This window comes from Bartonella sp. AP36NXGY (assembly GCF_042195865.1).
GTDB lineage: Bacteria > Pseudomonadota > Alphaproteobacteria > Rhizobiales > Rhizobiaceae > Bartonella.
Genome location: NZ_JBHIPD010000069.1, coordinates 1 through 2,541 on the forward strand (window position 1 = coordinate 1; position 2,541 = coordinate 2,541).

Annotated in this window: 5 protein-coding genes; 2 read left to right on the plus strand and 3 right to left on the minus strand. The window is 39.0% G+C overall.

Going from position 1 to position 2,541, the window contains the following annotated elements; translation table 11 throughout:
* Positions 1 to 159: 159 nt before the first annotated feature.
* A complete protein-coding gene (locus tag ACFINX_RS09690; protein WP_375610725.1) occupies positions 160 to 474 on the plus strand; it encodes a type II toxin-antitoxin system RelE/ParE family toxin in 315 nt (104 codons plus the stop codon).
* 16 nt (positions 475 to 490) lie between these two features.
* On the plus strand, positions 491 to 787 hold the full coding sequence (locus ACFINX_RS09695; RefSeq protein WP_004861504.1) for a HigA family addiction module antitoxin: 297 nt from the start codon (positions 491 to 493) through the stop codon (positions 785 to 787).
* 45 nt (positions 788 to 832) lie between these two features.
* Here ACFINX_RS09695 and ACFINX_RS09700 read toward each other — a convergent pair whose 3' ends face one another.
* The 3 genes from ACFINX_RS09700 to ACFINX_RS09710 all read right to left on the minus strand — a co-directional run bounded on the left by ACFINX_RS09700 (position 833) and on the right by ACFINX_RS09710 (position 2,508).
* Positions 833 to 1,111 (minus strand): hypothetical protein, encoded by a 279-nt coding sequence (locus ACFINX_RS09700; RefSeq protein WP_375668760.1) that lies wholly within the window; start codon positions 1,109 to 1,111, stop codon positions 833 to 835.
* Entirely contained in the window at positions 1,108 to 1,839 is a 732-nt protein-coding gene (locus ACFINX_RS09705) for an antA/AntB antirepressor family protein (RefSeq protein WP_375668761.1), read from the minus strand. Before ACFINX_RS09705 ends, ACFINX_RS09700 begins: the two co-directional genes overlap by 4 nt.
* A gap of 315 nt (positions 1,840 to 2,154) precedes the next feature.
* Positions 2,155 to 2,508 (minus strand): hypothetical protein, encoded by a 354-nt coding sequence (locus ACFINX_RS09710; RefSeq protein ID WP_375668762.1) that lies wholly within the window; start codon positions 2,506 to 2,508, stop codon positions 2,155 to 2,157.
* Positions 2,509 to 2,541: the final 33 nt, after the last annotated feature.

Consider the following 2,541-nt stretch of genomic DNA (forward strand, 5'->3'; position numbering starts at 1 on the left):
ATAAATAAATTGAAGTCACGCATATTGAAAACATTGTCACCAGCTGCCGTCTTTGCTGCTTTGATCAACGCAACAAAGCTTTCCCTTATTGTTTCTCTCGGATGCATGGGGGCTCCTGTTATTTAACATTTATCCTTTTCTTTATATTGGTATCGTGTTATGATACGTAAAAGAACGAATAAAGGTGATTTGGTGATTGAATCTTTTGCTGATAAGCGGTGTAAAGATCTTTTAGAAGGCAATCTGCCCAGAGGCTTTCCCACCACTCTAGTGCGTATAGCCCAAAGAAAGTTGTTTATGCTCGATAAAGCAGTTGATCTTAAAGATTTGCGCAGTCCTCCGGGAAATCGTCTAGAAGCGTTGAAAGGAGAACGTAAAGGTCAATATTCTATCCGTATTAATGACCAGTTTCGTATTTGTTTTGAATGGCGCTCTAATGGTGCCTATGAAGTTGAAATCGTAGATTATCATTGATCTGTAGGAGGTCGAGATGAAAAATTATATAGCGATTCATCCCGGAGAAATTTTACGAGAGGAATATTTAAAAGAATATGCTCTCTCTGCTTATGCTCTTGCAAAAGCATTAAATGTTCCACGCACGAGAATAGAACGTATTGTTGCTGAAAATAGTCCAGTGACTCCCGATACAGCACTAAGATTAGCCTATTTTTTTGATACTACTGCTGAATTTTGGCTTAACATGCAAGCTGCTTATGACGTTAGTATATTACAAACTGAAAAAGCAGACGAATTTGCCAAAATCAATAAATTTGAATGTAGGGTTTAACCACCTCCCCATTTTGAGAACGGGGAGGGGAGTTGTGTTTTTAAGTTAAGCAACCTTTTTAATGGGGTTGTCTAAATCTGGTTCGTAAGTTCGCAACAAAGAATCCATGCTATGTGGAAGTTCTGAAGCTCCAAAATCTGTCAAAATTGCCAAAATCTTTGTAATATTAGGCACGTCATTTTGAAGTTTTAAAACTAGAACCTTTTCTATTACACTCATAGTGTCAACCAGAGCAGTACAATCTTTATCGCTCATATTTTCATGTCTAGAAAATCGAGATAATGCCATCCATAAGTCACATAAGAAGTTGGTATCTATTTTCATTGTACACCTCCATGGATTTGTTCTCTCAAACATGCCAATCCTCTCGATGTGATTTTCGTTGAAGGAAGCACCTTCTCTGTACCATCTGGTTTTTGAATGGTGATAGCAGGGCAGTCCATGAATCCTTTCTTGATTTTATCCTGATAAGGTAACAGAGGCGCCCCTGGAGCCCGTCGATAGACCCAATCATGTTTACGCAAGTAATCCGTTAAATCCTTTGGTCGTACCTCCAACATCTTTGCTGCTTCAATAAGACCAAAAAGACCATCAGAGCGTTTTAAACCATCTAAAGCTTCTGCTTTTGGAGCCAATTCGGCAATAACATGATCTTTCTGCTCAATTTGACTTTGTAAGTGATTCAAAACACCAAGCAATGCTTCGGGTTTAGAGTAGTCAACTTGTGGTGTTGCTACTTGTTTCAAAAGCCGTTCACATTTGATAAAGTATTGACGCGCTTCATGCCCTTTATCATTACGCTCTATCATCGAAAGATGTTTAGCCACGTCTAACGTAATGTGATATTCTTTTACCTTTCCACCGCTTACTAAATTTTTAGTAAGCGTTATAAAGTTTATATTTTCCTGAAATTTACATTCTTTAATGCGATTTTTAATCCAATCATTAAAGCGAGCTTTTATTTCTAAAAACGTATGTAAATCACGCGCGTTAACAGTTTGAACAGTTTCCTGATCAATAACCTGTTCTCTAATTTCTATAAGAGTATTCATAATGAATTCCTTGTTGATAGATGTTTCTTAATGACACTCTAAAAGAGTGCCGGGTGCTAAGAAACACGGCAACAAGCCCGTCGTTATGCTTTCCCCCGAAAGGGTATTTTATGGCATAACCACACCCGACAAGACCAGTATACGCTATACGCATATAATGAGTCAAAGCCTTTACAATGTGCGGAAGACTGATTATTTCGGCAACCAATCCGCTTGTTGTTTTAAGGTGTTTCTTAGGCACCTGATTCGATTATTCATATTGTCGCCACATTGTCAAGTGGGAACGTAATATTTTTAAAATAAATAAGCGTGCTTTTACTTTATCTCTCGTAAGATAAGCTTATACATACCGGATTCAGAGGCTTGGACATCTGTGACCACGAAGTGCTCTTGAGAAGAGGGGGCTTTACTGTTTTCAGGAGAGAGGACCACAATACTATCTTGAGGTTTTGGTGGTATTCCCCCGATATCATTGATACAAAGATCAAGTTCCTTTCTTGCAATTGTGGTGGGGATTCTGCCACCGGCGTCCGATTCCGAATGTTTAATGCCGTAAATCGCTGTAATTTGAAACGATTGCTGGTTGTCTTTTCGCGTGTAGATGATGGGCTGCCCAAAAGTGTTGCGCACATCTTTAACCATTTGGTTTAGCAGCCCGTTCCACCGCATGTTATTTCGCTCCAATCACTGCTTTAAACAGCA

What these genes read in the sequence shown, in the direction of transcription:
- ACFINX_RS09690 (WP_375610725.1), top strand. Translation starts at nt 160, where the DNA reads ATGATACGTAAAAGAACGAATAAAGGTGATTTGGTGATTGAATCTTTT.
- ACFINX_RS09695 (WP_004861504.1), top strand. Translation starts at nt 491, where the DNA reads ATGAAAAATTATATAGCGATTCATCCCGGAGAAATTTTACGAGAGGAA.
- ACFINX_RS09700 (WP_375668760.1), bottom strand. Translation starts at nt 1,111, where the DNA reads ATGAAAATAGATACCAACTTCTTATGTGACTTATGGATGGCATTATCT.
- ACFINX_RS09705 (WP_375668761.1), bottom strand. Translation starts at nt 1,839, where the DNA reads ATGAATACTCTTATAGAAATTAGAGAACAGGTTATTGATCAGGAAACT.
- ACFINX_RS09710 (WP_375668762.1), bottom strand. Translation starts at nt 2,508, where the DNA reads ATGCGGTGGAACGGGCTGCTAAACCAAATGGTTAAAGATGTGCGCAAC.